Raw genomic sequence first — 13840 nt, 5'->3', positions numbered from 1 at the left:
AACGTATTTTCATTACCTGGTCCATAGGCCTTCAGCGACGTCAGTCGCATTCCATGAATCGCACCAAATTTCAGTAAAACGATCCTTGTGTGAAGCAGTTCACATAACGCCGTTAACCTTTGTGTTTGAATGACCCTGTGGAGCGGCACCTGCGGTGGGACATCAAGCACATGGGGACGATCAAACGTCGCCCCCCGCGCATCGCAACCTTGGTTCAGCATCCACAAAAACAGCGTCGATCCGGATTAACCGGACGGCTGCGCGTCGAAAAGGCGCAGGGACACCGGACACAATCCCGCGTTCGGGTCAAATGGTCAGTGAAGGGGAAGTCATGCTGGACACATATGGAAAATCCTGTGATCCGATAGATCGGGTTGAGGTTCGCGACTACGTCGAAATGGGCAAGATGGTCGCGCGCTGGGCAATGGAGCCGGATACGGCCCCACGCGATCTCGAAAGCCTGCGCAAGGCACTGGATGGCGTGGCACATATCCCCAATCGCTATAACCGGCTCGAAATGCGTCAGGATGACGTCGACACTCTGGTGATTCAGCTTCCGTCCAAAGAACTGGTCGAGGAAGGGATTAACCGGACCACCGATCCGATGGCCGACTGCCGGTACCCGATGCCGAACTTCTATTCGGATTTTTATCGAACGAATGTCAGTCCCGTCATGACGCCGTTTGACACTCTGATGGCCCGTATGGGTGACAGTGTCACGGCGGAATGCCGCTAGCTGGACTGTTGGAATTACCGGGGCGCGACCGCGCGCCTGTCACGGAGTCTCCCTGACCAACTGGCGGCTGGTCCGTCCAGCCGCCTCTTTTTTCGGGAGAGATCAGGCGCAGAGAGCTGAATTCAGCTCTCTCCCTGCCTTGGCTGAACCCGCCACTGGCGGGTTCATTTGTTAGACGCTCATGCAGATGTATTTCATCTCGAGGTAGTCTTCGGTTCCGTGCCGTGACCCTTCACGACCCTGACCCGACTGCTTCACGCCACCAAACGGTGCGACCTCGGTCGAGATCAGACCGGTGTTGACGCCAACCATTCCGTATTCGAGGGCCTCGGCCACGCGCCAAACGCGACCCAGATCGCTCGCATAGAAGTAGGACGCCAGTCCAAAGATCGTGTCATTGGCCTGCTCGATCACATCCGCCTCGTCATCAAACTTGAAGAGCGGAGCAACCGGACCAAAGGTCTCGTCATGGGCAACCTGCATGTCGCGAGTCACATTGGTCAGAACCGTCGGCTCGAAGAACGTGCCGCCAAGCGAATGACGCTTGCCGCCCTGAATGACCTCCGCACCCTTGGATGTCGCGTCGGAGATGTGCTCCTCAACCTTTTCCACGGCAGCTTCAGTAATCAGCGGGCCGGCTACAACGCCATCCTCAAATCCGTCACCAATTTTCATGTTGCCGACGGCTTCGGACAGCTTTTTTGCAAACTCGTCATAGACGCCCGACTGCACGTAAATACGGTTCGCGCAAACGCAGGTCTGACCGTTGTTGCGGTATTTCGAGATCATTGCGCCCTGAACGGCCGCATCGATATCCGCATCGTCGAACACGATGAAAGGCGCGTTTCCGCCCAGCTCCATCGACATCTTCAGAACCTGGTCGGCGCCCTGCGCGAGCAGAATGCGGCCCACTTCCGTCGAGCCGGTGAAGGTCAGCTTGCGTACTTTCGGGCTGGAGCAGAAAATCTTGCCCACTCGCGAGCTTGATTTCGAGGTCACGACACTGAACACGCCTTTCGGCACACCTGCGCGTTCGGCCAGAACTGCCATCGCCAATGCGGACAGCGGCGTTTCACCCGCAGGCTTCGCCACGAACGAGCATCCCACGGCCAGTGCCGGCGCAACCTTGCGCGCAATCATGGCATTCGGGAAGTTCCACGGCGTGATGGACGTGGCAACGCCAACCGGCTGCTTAATGACGACAATGCGCTTGTCCGGCTGGTGACCCGGAATGGTCTCACCATAGACGCGCTTGGCTTCCTCGCTGAACCACTCGATGAAGCTGGCACCGTACAGGATCTCACCTTTGGCTTCCGCTAGCGGTTTACCCATCTCGGCGGTCAGGATCACCGCAAGATCATCGGCATTTTCGACCATGAGGTCGTACCATTTGCGCAGAACGGCAGCGCGTTCCTTGCCGGTTTTTGCGGCCCATTCCTTCTGGCTGGTATAGGCTGCGTCAATTGCGCGGTTGACCTCGTTCGCTCCGAGATCGGGCACCGAGCAGAGTTTGTCCCCGGTAGACGGGTTGGTGACGCCAAACGTGGCGTTATCATCGGCCTGAACCCACTCGCCCGCAACGAAGCACTCGTTGCGCCACAGGTCAGGATCTTTGAGTTTCGACTGGAATTCCGGTTGAATGGGCATGGTATGTTTCCCCCTTTTCCACGTGGCCACAGACCACAGGTCAGGGCGACCTGCAAGCCATCGCAGGGGAAATTCAGAACTTGCGGGCGCCGTGTTCCGTGGTGCGGATAAAAACGTCGTTGTCAGCGCAGAGCTGCACGATGGATTTCGGGGGCTGAATATCGGTGAAGAAGCCGTTTAACTCCCCGAGGCTGGCAATACGAACCGGTGCCGCCATGTTGAATTTGGTGTGGTCCGCCACAAAGAACGCCTTTCGGGCGTTCTTGATAATGGCCTGGGTTACACGAACCTCGCGGAAATCGTAGTCCAGAAGCGAGCCATCCGGATCGACGGCCGCCGAACCGATAATGGCGTAATCCACCTTGAACTGCCCAATAAACTCGGCCGTAACGTCCCCAACGAGGGCCCCGTCCGACCGCCGCAGCGTTCCGCCGGTCAGGATCACTTCCGAATTCGGCGAGGTCGCCAAAACATTGGCCACATTGAGGTTGTTGGTAACAACCATAAGGTTGCGATGCTTTAACAGCGCCCGCGCCACGGCCTCAGTGGTCGTACCGACGTTCATGAATATCGACACACCGTCCGGGATTTGTTCGGCCACGAGCTTCGCCATGGCCTCCTTCTCGGCGGAGGCCAGACTGCGCCGGTCCTCATAGCCGAGAGCAATCACCCCCGAAGGAATCGTCGCACCGCCATGCACACGGGTCAGCTGCCCAATATCGCAAAGATCCGAAAGATCCCGGCGAATGGTCTGGGCGGTGACGTTAAACTTGGCGGCAAGCCCCTCCACCGTGACCTTGCCCGTTTCCCTGGCAATTCCAAGGATTTCCGAATGGCGAAAATTCTGTGCCATAATCTTACCTGCGCGTTATCACAAAATCTTAATCCGCTGACGCTCGCCTTTCAAGCTGTCGCGAATACATGAAATGCGTCGATTGGTATTAACCGGTATTTTGGCCGAAACCGCGTGACGGCGGTGTCCGGGACGTTTATCAAATATTGAAAACCGGTCCGCGCGACCGGAGACTACGGGGGAAATCACATGAAATACGTGCTGGCCATCGATCAGGGCACAACCTCAAGCCGCGCCATAATCTTCGACGAAAAGCTGACCATTCGTGAAACCGCCCAGGAGGAGTTCACCCAGCATTTCCCCAAATCCGGCTGGGTCGAGCACGAGGTTGGCGATATCTGGGAAACCGTTGTCCGCACCTGTCGCGGCGTCCTTGAAAAGGCGGATGCCTCCGCCAGCGACATTGCCGCCATCGGCATTACCAATCAGCGCGAGACCACACTCGTCTGGGACGCCAAAACCGGCGAGCCGATCCACCGCGCCATCGTTTGGCAGGATCGCCGCACCGCACAGATCTGCAATGACCTGAAAGCCGCCGGTCACGAGTCCATGGTCACGGGCCGGACGGGCCTATTGCTCGATCCGTATTTCTCCGGCACCAAACTCAAATGGATTCTCGATGAGGTGGAGGGATCGAGGGAGAAAGCAGCCAAAGGCGAACTGCTTTTCGGCACCGTTGACTGCTACCTCATCTGGAAAATGACCGGCGGCAATTCCCACGTCACCGACGCCACCAACGCCGCCCGCACGCTGCTCTACAACATCCGCGAGGGCCGCTGGGACGAGGATATCTGCGATCTTCTCGACATACCAATGGCCATGCTGCCGGAGGTTCGCGACTGCGCCAGCGACTTCGGCGTAACTGAGTCCGGTCTTCTGGGCGGCGAAATCCCCATACTTGGTGTCGCGGGCGACCAGCAGGCCGCTACGGTCGGTCAGGCCTGTTTTGAACCCGGCATGATGAAATCGACCTACGGCACCGGCTGTTTCGCGTTGCTAAACACCGGCGATACCCCTGTGGTCAGCCGCAACCGCATGCTCGGCACCATTGCCTATCAGCTCGACGGCCAGCCGACCTACGCCCTTGAAGGCTCGATCTTCATCGCGGGGGCCGTGGTCCAGTGGTTGCGCGACGGTCTGAAAATCATCTCGGACGCGAAGGAAACGCAGAGTCTGGCCGAATCCGCCGATCCCAACCAGCAGCTCTACCTGGTGCCCGCCTTCACCGGTCTGGGCGCGCCCTATTGGGATGCCGAATGCCGTGGAGCAATTTTTGGCCTGACGCGCGGATCAGGCCCCGCTGAGTTTGCCAAAGCCGCTCTTGAAAGCGTCGGCTACCAGACCCGCGACCTGTGGGAGGCCATGCGTTCCGACAGCCAGTCCGCGGGTATGAAGAGCTTTGACGCGTCCACCCTCCGCGTCGATGGCGGGATGAGCGCTTCCAACTGGGCCATGCAGAGCCTGTCGAACATCCTCGGCGTGCCTGTGGACCGGCCCAAAATCCTTGAAACTACCGCCCTCGGAGCCGCATGGCTTGCAGGGATGCGCGCAGGCATGTATCCGATGCGCGATGAATTTGCGCGAACATGGGCTCTGGATCACCGGTTCGAGCCCGAAATGGACGCGCAGACCCGGAACCGGAACTACGCCGGCTGGCAGGACGCCGTCAGTCGAACATTGAGTAAACAGTCCTGATGAAAAGGGGATATTCATGACCGTAAAGGTTGCCATCAACGGCTTTGGCCGCATCGGAAGAAACGTTCTGCGGGGAATTATCGAATCCGGACGCACTGATATCGAGGTCGTTGCGATCAACGACCTGGGTCCGGTTGAGACCAATGCCCACCTGCTGCGCTACGACAGCGTCCACGGCCGGTTCCCCGCAACCGTAACCGTCAACGGCGATTCCATTGACGTTGGTCGTGGCCCGATCAAGGTCACCGCCGAGCGCGACCCGAAGGCACTGCCCTGGGGTGACGTGGATGTGGCGCTGGAATGCACAGGCATCTTCACCGCCCGCGACAAGGCCGCCATCCACCTTGAAAACGGCTCCAAGCGTGTTCTGATCTCCGCGCCCGGTGCCAATGCCGACAAAACCATCGTGTTCGGCGTGAACGACGACGTTCTGACGGCTGACGATCACGTGGTCTCCAACGCGTCCTGCACCACCAATTGCCTTTCCCCGGTCGCCTATGTGCTCAACAAGGCCATTGGAATCGAAAAAGGCTTCATGACCACGATCCACAGCTACACCGGGGACCAGCCGACGCTCGACACAATGCACAAGGATCTCTACCGCGCCCGTGCAGCCGCGCTCAGCATGATCCCGACCTCCACCGGTGCCGCCAAGGCCGTAGGTTTGGTTCTGCCGGAACTCAACGGCAAACTCGACGGCGTCGCCATTCGCGTCCCGACCCCGAACGTGTCCGTGGTTGATCTGACCTTCATCGCGTCCCGCGAAACCTCCGTCGAGGAAATCAACTCCGCGATTGAGGCCGAAGCCGACGGTCCGCTCAAGGGTATTCTGGGCTACACCCACGAGTCGCTGGTCTCCACCGACTTCAACCACGACAGCCATTCCTCCGTGTTCCACATGGACCAGACCAAGGTCATGGAAGGCACGATGTGCCGCATCCTGACCTGGTACGACAACGAATGGGGCTTCTCCAATCGTATGGCCGACACCGCCGTCGCGATGGGCAAGCTGATCTGATTGAGGGAACCTCGCCGACCCCGATCCATTCGGGGTCCGCTCATGAATTCACCTGCCCGGCATAATCACCGGGCAGGCGGAAACCAAGGCCACCGAAGGTCGTACAACTTACTGGGTCTTAAGGTATTCGATCACGGCCATCCGCTCGATATGGTTGAAGCCCGCTGGCGGATAGTAGTGTCCCTGATTACCGTTTCCTGGTAGCGCGGTGTCAAACCGGAACCGACCCGGTGCCGCATCACTGTTATACCCTAAAGCCACCGTATCGAGTTCCCGGCCACCGGTCCAGAACACCTTCCGGCGTCCTTCCTGCGGCGAAAGCAACTCATAGACCGTGGGCACCGATCCGTTGTGAAGGTATGGACCCGTCGCCCAAACACCCGCGAGCGGCCCGGCCTTCAACCCATCGAACCGCGGGACCTCATACGGAACCGGGTTGCCACTTTCGTCTGTCTGGAACCGAAACCCGTTCAGCGCGACCTTCTGCTCCAGCGAGAGTTGCGCGTCATCCATCGCCCGTTGCACCGAGGCACTCACAGCGCCCCCAAAAAACGCAATGGCAGGAACGGCCGTCGCCCCCTCGAACAGTGCAGCCGTTGTCTCATTCGTCACGATCTGACGGACCAGAAGGCTCCGTGAATACACGTCGTCCGTACCAACCTTCCAAAACGGAATCCGCCCGATTTTGACAAACGTTTTCCCGAAATGGTTGTCTGCCGGATCGGTGCGCTCGTAAGGTGCCATGTTGTGGCAGCCGCTACAGTTGGCACTGAACAGGGCCTCTCCCTGCTCTGCCAGTTCCTCATCAATTGCACCCATCCGGCCCTCATCCCATTTGGGCGGTTCCAGCATGGTCAACCATTCCTCCATCTCGTGGAGTTCCGAGAGCAACATCGTGGATGAAAACGCCTGTTCCCCGGCATCGCGGGACAGATTTGTATTCCCAAACACCCCGAGAACCTGTCCGCCGTTTCGCGCAATCGGACTTGAGGCAATCGGGTTCCACTGAACAAACTCAAGCTCCGGTGTCAGCCATAGCGCGGGATAACTGGTTGGGGCCGCGACGGGATAGAGATTAACGGGTTTCTCCTGATCCCGGACCGCCAGTGAGTTCACAATCTGGGTCAGGGCATCGACCCGCCCATACCCTGAGGCGAGAGTCGGTCGCCGGAGCACGGCCTCCGCCGTGATCTTTGTGTCAAATGCCGCAAGTTCGGCTTTCAGTTGCGCTGCGCCGTCGGGGGTTGTCTGACCCAGCGCTGCCGCAAACCTCTCGAATCGTTTTTCATCGAGCAGCGTCAGTCTGACCGCCAATGCGAGGTCCCGGAAAAACGCATCAAAATCCAGATGCCCCGGCGCACCGTCAATCCGAACCAACTCACCGCCAACTTCCACATTCGCCGTATGACAGGCCGCGCAGGTCAGACCCACATGGTTGGTCGCCGCGTCCGTCGCAACCCCGATCGGATAACCCTCGGTGTTCAGGTCCGAGACGCCATCCGGTTCGATGAACCCGTATTTTTTTAGAAACTCAGGATCGCCAAACCGTCCCATGCCCGGCGGTTGCTCCAGAACCGCGAACCAGTCAGCAGGCATCAGATGGGAACCTTGAGGTGTGTAGTAAAACTGGTCCCTAAGGGCGGCATTCCATCCCTGTTCGGTAAAAACCACGCCGCCAGAATCCGTTTCCGCGTGGGCTGTTAATGAAATTGCGAATATGGATGCGGTAATCGCGAGGGACAGTCTCATCTTATCTCCTCCGGGATGAAGTGAACTATTCGTAAAAAATGTAAAAGTTATCACAAATTATCGTAGAAGTCCAATTAGAGACATAATTGCGACTATTCGGGCTTGCTGGCTTGAACACTGTTACGTTCGTTCAAGCTTGACACGTTTCGAACGTGACAGGACCGCTCAAAAGTCAAAACTGGGGATCCAACCATGCAGTCTGACGCCGCCACCGTTCCGGAATACCTCGACAGCCTTCCGGAAAACCGTCGCGAACCGATGGAGAAACTTGTCGCTCTCGTGCGTGAAAATCTTCCCGAAGGTTATGTTGAGACCATGAACTGGGGGATGATCTGCTGGGAGGTGCCGATTGAGGTGTCGGGCCCGACCTATAACGGCAAACCTTTGATGTACGCGGCCGCTGCCAGCCAGAAAAATCACATGGCACTCTACATGTGCGGAGCCAACTGCATACCCGGACAGAAAGAGGATCTGAAACGCGCCTATGCCGAAGCCGGTAAGAAGCTCGATATGGGGGCCGCCTGCCTGCACTTTCGGAAATGGGATGGCCTCGTGCCGGAGGCCATCGCGAAAGTCATTTCGTCCGTCCCGGTGGATGAGTTCGTCAGGTCGGCTGCGCGGAGCTGATCAGCTCCGGTTTCAGTCGCGCCCGTATCCAGAAACCCAGTCCCGTTGCCAAAAGGCACCACAGCCCCATGCCTGGCGCCTGCACCGGGAAACTGTAGCCGAGATTGATGAGGAGCCCGGTGATCCCCGGCCCAATCGCTGAAGACACAACCATCACTGTCGTCCCCAATGCCCGCACCGCGCCCAGGTGTTTTGTGCCATAGACCTGCGGCAAAAACGTCCCCCAGAGCGCACCGGCCATACCCTGTGTCATGCCAATCAGTGCGAGTGCCAAAAACCAGCCTGAAACCGCGTCCGCAGGCAATACAATCGTCACGCCCAGACCCATCGGAACGAGCAGCATGGGCAACAGGTTCACCGGCCCGAACCGGTCCGCAACCCATCCCGCGATCAGGGCGCAGACTGTCGTCACTGACGCAAAAACCACGTATCCGGGTGCCATCTGTGCCAGCGTCCAGCCTTTGATCTCCGCAATGTGGACCTGATGGAAAAAAACCACTGTCCCGATAAACCCAGGCGCCAGCAAAATTGGCAGAAGCGCCGGGAACAGCCAGTGGCGCATCACGTCCCGCCGCTCCCAATGCCGACCACGGATTCCTACACCGCTGCTGCCTCCGGCTCCGGAACCCTGCGGCACCCGGTCCGTAGCCAGAAGCGCCATCAGCATCGGAGCAAACACCAATGCCAGAAATGCCGCAATCCCCAGCCATGTAAGTTTCCAGCCAGCCATCCCGGCGATCAAAATAGCGGGTAGCGGCCAGATCATCTCGCCAAATGCATGACCGAACCCCGCGATTGAAACCGCCCGCCCCCGATATTCCCGGAACCAGCGCCCCATCGCTGTCATCGCAATGTGACCAAACATTCCCTGACCGCAGAAACGCAACCCGAACAGAGCGAGACACAAAACGAAGATGTTGGGCGCCAAAGCCAGTGTCGCGCAGGACACGGCAAAACAAAGGCAAATCACCGGCGCCAACCGCCCCAGTGGAATGGTATCCGCCAGCGACCCGCGCCAAAACAGAAGTGCCGCCGATGCGAGGGTCGCGACGGTATAAAGCCCGCCCCACGTGCCATCACTGATGCCATGCGCGGAACGGATTTCACCAGCAAAGAGCGAAATGAACCATGTCTGTCCAAACGAGGCCATCACCGTGAGCAAAAATCCGGTGCCAAGCCAACGGGAATTCTCCCGGAGAAATGTAAGCATGCGCCAGCCTTAACCCGGACTTCGGTTCACCGCGAGTGGAATATGTGGTCTTGCAACAAATTAAACTGTGCAGGGCACGCATCTTTTTATAGACCGGCCCCATGCTCCACTTCATTCACCAAAACCTGCGATGGCTCGCCGCGGGGTTCCTGCTGACATTCGCTTCAGCCTTTGGTCAGACTTACCTCATTTCGCTCTTTGCGGCTGACATCAAATCCGCTTGGTCGCTCACGGATGGTGAGTGGGGTGCGATCTACACCATTGCCACCCTCGCCGCCGCGCTGGCTCTGTTCTGGCGCGGCTCCCTGGCGGACACCATGCCCCTGAGCCGCCTCTGCGCACTCGTAACGGTCCTCTTCGCGCTATCCTGCCTTCTGATGGCCTGGCGTGGACCCGTTTGGGTTCTGGGGGTGGCTCTGTTCGGTCTCCGCTTCTGTGGTCACGGAATGTACACCCACATGGCCATGACCGCCACGGGACGCTGGTTTCGCGCCTGGCGGGGCAGGGCGCTGTCGGTGGTGGCCCAGGGGTACGCAACCGCAGAGATCATCTGGCCCGCGCTCGCGGTTCTTGCCCTGCAGACGCTGGGGGCGAATGTCACCTGGTTCCTCGCGGCCGCAATCCTTGCGTTCCTTGTCTTGCCCTTCATGTCGTATCTTCTGGCCGAGGAGCGCATCCCCGAAGGCAGCGAAACAACGGATGAGAGCGCGGGCCTCGCGGGTCGCCACTGGACTCGGGCCGAGGCCGCACGCCACTGGCTCCTGCCTGCACTATTGCCCATTATGGTCGCACCGGCCGTGCTGTGCACCATCACATATTTCCAGATGACCCACGTAGCGGCGGTCAAAGGCTGGACTCTGCCCCAAATGGCCCCCGGCTATCCCGCCTTCGCCGTGACGATGATGATCGGTTCCATTTCCTCCGGTTGGCTGCTGGACCGGTTCGGTTCCACACGGCTGCTGCCTCTCGTGCTCCTGCCGCTGGCGCTGGGCCTTGGCCTGATCCAACCCGCGGTTTCGCCCTGGACCTGGTGGCTCTGTCTTGGATTGCTCGGTCTTAGTATGGGTCTGGCCATGACGTTGTGGGGCGCGGTCCTGCCTGAATTCTACGGCACCCGCCACCTCGGTGCGATCCGTAGCCTGACGTCGACCGTCACGGTATTCATCACGGCACTCGGACCCGGGGTATCCGGCCTCCTGATTGACGCAGGCATCAACTACCCGCGTCAGTCCATGGTGCTGACAGTTGCAACAATCACCCTGTGCGGCCTGGGCCTCGTCGTCAGCAAGGGTGTAACGGCACAGCGCCATCTTGCGCAAAACCGTCTCCCGTGATTAAGAGGCGCCACGAACAGGAGACCTGAACCCATGGAAAAATTCACGAAGCTGACCGGCGTGGCCGCACCGATGCCCCTGATCAATGTCGACACCGACATGATCATCCCGAAACAGTTCCTGAAAACCATCAAACGGTCGGGCCTCGGTGCCAACCTGTTCGACGAGATGCGGTTTGACGCGGATGGCAACGAAATCCCGGATTTCGTCCTGAACCAGCCGGCCTACCGCAACGCGGAGATCCTCGTGGCCGGCGACAATTTCGGCTGCGGGTCCAGCCGCGAGCATGCCCCTTGGGCGCTGCTCGATTTCGGCATTCGCTGCGTGATCTCCACGTCCTTCGCCGACATTTTCTACAACAACTGTTTCAAGAACGGCATCCTGCCCATCGTTCTGCCCCAGGAAGATGTGGACAAGCTGATGGACGATGCCAGCCGTGGTGCGAACGCCAAAATTACCGTTGATCTGGAAAATCAGGTCATCAATGGCCCGGACGGCGGTGAGATCGCCTTCGAGGTTGACGCGTTCCGCAAGCACTGCCTGCTGAACGGCCTCGACGACATCGGCCTGACCATGGAAAAGGAAGCCTCAATCGACACGTTCGAGGCTGAAATGGAAGCCAAAACCCCCTGGCTCAAGGCCGTCTAGGTCTTTTTCCGACCGTCGGTCAGCATCGTGACAATCCGGTCGGGCGGCACCGGTCGGGACAGGGCAAACCCCTGCAGAGCCTCACATCCCATGTCCCGCAAAATCGGGATGTGGGATTTTGATTCCACGCCTTCCGCAACCACTCCGATCTGCAGCATCCGTCCGATATTGACGAGCGTCTCCAAAAGCTGGCGCCGCTGCGGCGAGGTGACCACGGGTTGCACCAGCGAACGGTCAATCTTCAGCCTGCGCGGTGCGATGTTCAGTAGTCCCGCGATGGACGCATGACCGGTGCCGAAATCATCGATCTCGATATCGATCCCCAGATGTGTCAGCCCACGCAGGTTGGAGTTCACATCTTCATCCACTGCGTCCAAAAACGCGGATTCCACCAGCTCAAACGAGAGCGTACCCGGCGGTATATCCAGTTTCGAAACCGAAGGCAGAAGATCCTGTTCCGCGATTCGACGCGCTGACACATTCACCGCCATGCGCGGCACGGGAAGACCTGCGGCCCTCCACGCGTTTGCGTCCGCAATCGCCCGCTGCAACACGATCTCGTCCAATTTCTCGCACAGACCCATTTCGGCCGCGTCCGGCAGGAACTCGCCAGGAAGCACCAAACCGTGGCTGGGGCTTTCCCACCGGATCAGAGCCTCAAGCCCTGATAGTTCGAGGGTCTGCGCATCATATTGCGGCTGATAGTGACAGATGAACTCGCCATTATCGACGCCCGCTTTCAGCGCTTCCTGGATGGATTTCCGCCGCGCCGCGACGGCCCGCATTTCCCGGTCAAACAATCTGACCCGTCCGCGACCTGCCGATTTGGCGCGGTAGAGCGCCAGGTCCGCGTCGATGAAAATCTGCCGCGGCGCCGACCAGTCCGGCTGACCCTTGGCAATACCAATGCTCGCTCCGAGATCGCAGCGCGTGTTGCCGTATTCGAACGGCCTGATCAGTTCATCAATGATCTTTTGGGCGATACGGGTCAGATAGGCGTCGTCCGGAGCCGCGGGAAACAGAACAACAAACTCGTCGCCGCCCACCCGTGCAATCAACGTGTCGTCGCCCGCGTATTTCCGCAGAACATCCGCAATATGCACCAGAACCGCGTCGCCCGCATCGTGGCCAAGCGTGTCGTTGACCTTCTTGAAGTGGTCAACGTCAATATGCATCACCGCCTGCTCGACATCCTGCCAGGCCGGTTCACTCATGATCTGGCGGTACTGATGATCCAGGTGCCGGCGGTTCGCGAGACCGGTCAGGGCGTCATGCCGGCTTTCATATTCGAGGCTGTCCCGCGTTTTTTTCAGTAGGACGGACTTGCGATAATCCTCGGTCAGATCGAGGCACACACCGCTGTAACGGTTGCCGGATTCCTGATCGCGCACAAACGCGCCCCGGATACGGATGAACTTCTCGGTACCCTGACGGGTAATGACACGGAAATCGCAGGAAATGTTCCGGCGCTCGTCCAGACTTTTGCGCAGCTGTGCCTGGGTGTCGATCCTGTCGTCGGGATGGACGTAGTTTCTCCATTCCACATGCGCCCGCGTGTTGCGACCGTCGGTTATGCCCAGCGTATTCAACAGCCGATCATCCCAGAACATCTCAAGTGAGGAAAGGTCCAGTTCCCACCGTCCCATGCGCGCGGCATCCAGCGCCAGGTCCAGCCGTTCGGTCAGCCTGGCGCGGTCCCGCTCCACCGACTTGATATCGGTAATATCGGTGTCCGTTCCGATGATCCGAGACGGCAGACCCTTTTCGTTCCGGCGCACCACCTGGCCGCGGCTCAGGATCCATATCCACGAGCCACTCGCATGACGCTGGCGAAACTTATAATTGATCGCATCGGTTGCACCTGAATCGAGCAGGGCAAGCTGTGAGCGCACATTTCCCACATCATCGGGATGAATGGTCGCGAGCCAGTCCTCGGTAGTTTCCGCAACCGGCGCTCCGGGCGGAAGGCCGCGAATTTTCCGCCAGGTGTCCGAGAGATAGTGCCGGTCCCGTTCAAAATCGTGATCCCACGCACCCTGGTTGGCGCTGTCGAGAACCGTCTGCCACCGAAACGCATCCGTCGTGTCATCCGGTGTCGTGTCAGTCCCGTTTGAGACCTCGGTGCCGGTAAACCGGATCATGAAACCGTAGGGAACACCTGCAGGATCAGGCAGCGGTGCGGCCTCGAACGGCGCCGGCCCGTCGGTCCCCTCAAGCTCCAAAGCCATGTGAAACCTCAGCTTCGGGTCGGTGACGATCACATCGCGGTAACTCTCAAAAGCCGCAAACTGCTCAGGGCTGCAGCAGGTTTGGAGATTTCCAC

The 13840-nt window shown here is 59.1% G+C and carries 11 protein-coding genes; 6 read left to right on the top strand and 5 right to left on the bottom strand.

Features of this window, described 5'->3' with window-relative positions:
• Window positions 1-331 precede the first annotated feature (331 nt).
• Window positions 332-736: a hypothetical protein gene (locus tag ACP15P_RS13940; protein ID WP_424929085.1), complete on the top strand. Its 405-nt coding sequence runs from the start codon at window positions 332-334 to the stop codon at window positions 734-736.
• Between the two features lie 171 nt (window positions 737-907).
• On the opposite strand, the gene ACP15P_RS13935 is transcribed toward ACP15P_RS13940, so the two are convergent.
• Entirely contained in the window at window positions 908-2383 is a 1476-nt protein-coding gene (locus ACP15P_RS13935) for an NAD-dependent succinate-semialdehyde dehydrogenase (protein WP_424929084.1), read from the bottom strand.
• Window positions 2384-2456: 73 nt separating this feature from the next.
• Entirely contained in the window at window positions 2457-3236 is a 780-nt protein-coding gene (locus tag ACP15P_RS13930; RefSeq protein ID WP_424929083.1) for a DeoR/GlpR family DNA-binding transcription regulator, read from the bottom strand.
• A gap of 189 nt (window positions 3237-3425) precedes the next feature.
• Here ACP15P_RS13930 and glpK point away from each other — a divergent pair, with 189 nt between their 5' ends.
• Window positions 3426-4931, top strand: a complete 1506-nt coding sequence (glpK, locus tag ACP15P_RS13925) for a glycerol kinase GlpK (RefSeq protein WP_424929082.1) — start codon at window positions 3426-3428, stop codon at window positions 4929-4931.
• Between the two features lie 16 nt (window positions 4932-4947).
• Window positions 4948-5949 (top strand): type I glyceraldehyde-3-phosphate dehydrogenase, encoded by a 1002-nt coding sequence (gene gap, locus ACP15P_RS13920; RefSeq protein WP_424929081.1) that lies wholly within the window; start codon window positions 4948-4950, stop codon window positions 5947-5949.
• Between the two features lie 108 nt (window positions 5950-6057).
• On the opposite strand, the gene ACP15P_RS13915 is transcribed toward gap, so the two are convergent.
• Complete coding sequence (locus tag ACP15P_RS13915; protein WP_424929080.1) at window positions 6058-7698, bottom strand: di-heme-cytochrome C peroxidase; 1641 nt, start codon at window positions 7696-7698, stop codon at window positions 6058-6060.
• A gap of 192 nt (window positions 7699-7890) precedes the next feature.
• Here ACP15P_RS13915 and ACP15P_RS13910 point away from each other — a divergent pair, with 192 nt between their 5' ends.
• Window positions 7891-8325, top strand: coding sequence for a DUF1801 domain-containing protein (locus tag ACP15P_RS13910; RefSeq protein WP_424929079.1), 435 nt, complete (start codon window positions 7891-7893; stop codon window positions 8323-8325).
• On the opposite strand, the gene ACP15P_RS13905 is transcribed toward ACP15P_RS13910, so the two are convergent.
• Window positions 8303-9535 (bottom strand): MFS transporter, encoded by a 1233-nt coding sequence (locus tag ACP15P_RS13905; protein WP_424929078.1) that lies wholly within the window; start codon window positions 9533-9535, stop codon window positions 8303-8305. The genes ACP15P_RS13910 and ACP15P_RS13905 overlap by 23 nt on opposite strands.
• Window positions 9536-9636: 101 nt before the next feature.
• Here ACP15P_RS13905 and ACP15P_RS13900 point away from each other — a divergent pair, with 101 nt between their 5' ends.
• Together ACP15P_RS13900 and leuD are read left to right on the top strand one after the other, a co-directional pair.
• Entirely contained in the window at window positions 9637-10869 is a 1233-nt protein-coding gene (locus ACP15P_RS13900) for an MFS transporter (protein ID WP_424929077.1), read from the top strand.
• A 33-nt stretch (window positions 10870-10902) separates the two neighbouring features.
• The gene (gene leuD, locus ACP15P_RS13895) at window positions 10903-11517 is read left to right on the top strand and encodes a 3-isopropylmalate dehydratase small subunit (protein ID WP_424929076.1); all 615 of its coding nucleotides are present in this window, start codon (window positions 10903-10905) and stop codon (window positions 11515-11517) included.
• Here leuD and ACP15P_RS13890 read toward each other — a convergent pair.
• On the bottom strand, window positions 11514-13745 hold the full coding sequence (locus ACP15P_RS13890; RefSeq protein ID WP_424929075.1) for a putative bifunctional diguanylate cyclase/phosphodiesterase: 2232 nt from the start codon (window positions 13743-13745) through the stop codon (window positions 11514-11516). The genes leuD and ACP15P_RS13890 overlap by 4 nt on opposite strands.
• Between the last annotated feature and the right edge of the window lie 95 nt (window positions 13746-13840).

The sequence above is a fragment of the Amaricoccus tamworthensis genome (assembly GCF_049800875.1).
GTDB classification, from domain to species: Bacteria; Pseudomonadota; Alphaproteobacteria; order Rhodobacterales; family Rhodobacteraceae; genus Amaricoccus; species Amaricoccus tamworthensis.
This window is presented reverse-complemented; position numbering and strand designations above follow the sequence as displayed.

Coding starts and splice junctions, on each gene's coding strand:
- ACP15P_RS13940 (WP_424929085.1), top strand. CDS start 332: ATGCTGGACACATATGGAAAATCCTGTGATCCGATAGATCGGGTTGAG.
- ACP15P_RS13935 (WP_424929084.1), bottom strand. CDS start 2,383: ATGCCCATTCAACCGGAATTCCAGTCGAAACTCAAAGATCCTGACCTG.
- ACP15P_RS13930 (WP_424929083.1), bottom strand. CDS start 3,236: ATGGCACAGAATTTTCGCCATTCGGAAATCCTTGGAATTGCCAGGGAA.
- glpK (WP_424929082.1), top strand. CDS start 3,426: ATGAAATACGTGCTGGCCATCGATCAGGGCACAACCTCAAGCCGCGCC.
- gap (WP_424929081.1), top strand. CDS start 4,948: ATGACCGTAAAGGTTGCCATCAACGGCTTTGGCCGCATCGGAAGAAAC.
- ACP15P_RS13915 (WP_424929080.1), bottom strand. CDS start 7,698: ATGAGACTGTCCCTCGCGATTACCGCATCCATATTCGCAATTTCATTA.
- ACP15P_RS13910 (WP_424929079.1), top strand. CDS start 7,891: ATGCAGTCTGACGCCGCCACCGTTCCGGAATACCTCGACAGCCTTCCG.
- ACP15P_RS13905 (WP_424929078.1), bottom strand. CDS start 9,535: ATGCTTACATTTCTCCGGGAGAATTCCCGTTGGCTTGGCACCGGATTT.
- ACP15P_RS13900 (WP_424929077.1), top strand. CDS start 9,637: ATGCTCCACTTCATTCACCAAAACCTGCGATGGCTCGCCGCGGGGTTC.
- leuD (WP_424929076.1), top strand. CDS start 10,903: ATGGAAAAATTCACGAAGCTGACCGGCGTGGCCGCACCGATGCCCCTG.
- ACP15P_RS13890 (WP_424929075.1), bottom strand. CDS start 13,745: ATGGCTTTGGAGCTTGAGGGGACCGACGGGCCGGCGCCGTTCGAGGCC.